Origin of the sequence: Xenorhabdus japonica (genome assembly GCF_900115195.1) — a bacterium.
In the GTDB taxonomy this organism is placed as follows: Bacteria; Pseudomonadota; Gammaproteobacteria; order Enterobacterales; family Enterobacteriaceae; genus Xenorhabdus; species Xenorhabdus japonica.
Map to the genome: position 1 here is coordinate 1 of NZ_FOVO01000081.1, position 1688 is coordinate 1688.

Genomic DNA, 1688 nt, shown 5'->3' on the forward strand with positions numbered 1-1688 from the left:
TAAAATCACGATAATGCGACAGATGAAAGAGGCGCAAGATGGTCATGATTTCACTGGGATACATATGACCTTTTCTACGACGTAGGCGATATCCCCTCTTGAGACAAAACTGTTCCCATTGTGGAATGAAAAAACGACAAAAGTCATCGACATCGATGAAAATTTCAACTAAGTTGTTCATAGCCTGTTCCTCCCTGGAGCTGTTTTGGCCTTCACCAAAACATTGCTCCGGGAACAGGCTTCTCGTCAATTTCTTATCCAGAATTCGGGTTTATTAGACGAATTGGTTATACAGGGCAAGCAACGAGCCACGGATTCCGCCACACAATGAGTACTATTTTGCACGAACAAAATTACCCCTCTGAGTGGATTGAAACACAACTTGCTCATGTTGATAAAAACAGCATTCGTGGCACGTATAACCATGCTCAATATTTGGATGGTCGTCAGGAAATGCTTCAATGGTATGCCGACTATATGGGTGCACTAGAACGAGGCGAAAATGTGGTACATGGCAAATTTGGGAAACGTGCTTAATTGGATGAATAGACAGCGATAATTGACTTTAGTAGACTATCCAAGACGTTAAAGAATAAAGCTATGCCTAGGCTGATCCCCGAAAACCCGTACACCTCTACGGGCTGGCATAGCTTCTATTAAATGAGGGCGTGAGGTGGCGTGATGAATAATGTGTTTTTAGCGGATCCGCTTAGTGAATTAAAAAGCAAAGCAAAAGATTTTATTTCTATAGAAGATACTCTAAATATTATTTGCGAGATGCTGGATTGCTCCTTAGTGACTGCCGCTGAGATTATTTTATTGAAATTACCAGATGATAGAGATTGGAATAATAGTCCAGTTAATCCTCCTTTTTTTTGGGGAAAAATTAGGAATAGCTACATTTTCATACTGTGATAATAGACCTCTGATTCGAGAGTTACTAAAAAACATCATTGAAAATGATCCATTTAGCTTTGAAGACAGCATCCCTTTTTAGAGTGAGTTTATTATGACAGAGCGTAAATTAGCTAGCGAATATAGGAAGTTTGGTTTTGTGAAATCCCAACTTGAGGATGTTTTAGGTTTCTCTCTAGGGGGAGAGCGTTCTTTGCCTGATTATCTTAAACCATATAAAACAAGAATAGGCATACAACTAGATGAAGCTGCAAATATTTTTGCTGGGTGTAGACCTAGTGAACATATAAATTCTGGTCCATTGGTTGATATTATTCGTGGTTATAGAGCCTCTCTTTGGGATGCATATGATAATGATATATTGTCAGGCAACAATATCATCATGGATTATAACTATAATGAAGAATATAGAGTCGATGTTACTTTAGTTAAAGACCAAGTTACTAAATGGGCTAGAGAGCATAACCTAGATTGGCCTTTTGAATTACCTGAAAGTGAAATAGATAATGAAAGTAGTTCAGTTGATTTACTCTCAAAAATTGAAAGTTTAGAATTAGAAAATAAATCTTTAAAAACAAAAATCAATGAATTAAGTGCTCAAGAAAAATTAATTGCAAATTGATCACCATAACCGTCCAATAAAGTATTTAGCTCATCCTCCATTGTATCCTGAGTCCGGGTGATAAAACGTCGCCAGTGATATTTGGCTTGTTTCCAGATGATTTCAATCAGATTCAGTTCGGGGCTGTAGGCAGGAAGATAAAGTAAAAGCA

The 1688-nt window shown here is 37.6% G+C and carries 4 protein-coding genes and 2 pseudogenes; 4 read left to right on the top strand and 2 right to left on the bottom strand.

The genetic code is table 11. The features are described from left to right. Window positions 1-181: pseudogene (locus BM135_RS16340) on the bottom strand (IS982 family transposase); the annotation flags it as partial. A 24-nt stretch (window positions 182-205) separates the two neighbouring features. Here BM135_RS16340 and BM135_RS17790 point away from each other — a divergent pair. From BM135_RS17790 to BM135_RS16355, 4 genes and pseudogenes are all read left to right on the top strand, one after another. Next, window positions 206-331, top strand: a complete 126-nt coding sequence (locus tag BM135_RS17790) for a hypothetical protein (RefSeq protein ID WP_281244158.1) — start codon at window positions 206-208, stop codon at window positions 329-331. After that, window positions 274-537, top strand: a pseudogene (locus tag BM135_RS16345) (tyrosine-type recombinase/integrase); the annotation flags it as partial. The gene BM135_RS17790 and the pseudogene BM135_RS16345, both read left to right, overlap by 58 nt. A 144-nt stretch (window positions 538-681) precedes the next feature. Next, entirely contained in the window at window positions 682-915 is a 234-nt protein-coding gene (locus BM135_RS16350; protein ID WP_092521582.1) for a hypothetical protein, read from the top strand. Between the two features lie 94 nt (window positions 916-1009). Next, complete coding sequence (locus BM135_RS16355) at window positions 1010-1537, top strand: hypothetical protein (protein WP_139204137.1); 528 nt, start codon at window positions 1010-1012, stop codon at window positions 1535-1537. On the opposite strand, the gene BM135_RS16360 is transcribed toward BM135_RS16355, so the two are convergent. Continuing rightward, window positions 1513-1688, bottom strand: a 176-nt coding sequence (locus BM135_RS16360; protein ID WP_175486113.1) for a transposase, incomplete at its 5' end; no start/stop codon positions are given. The two genes, BM135_RS16355 and BM135_RS16360, sit on opposite strands and share 25 nt — an antisense overlap.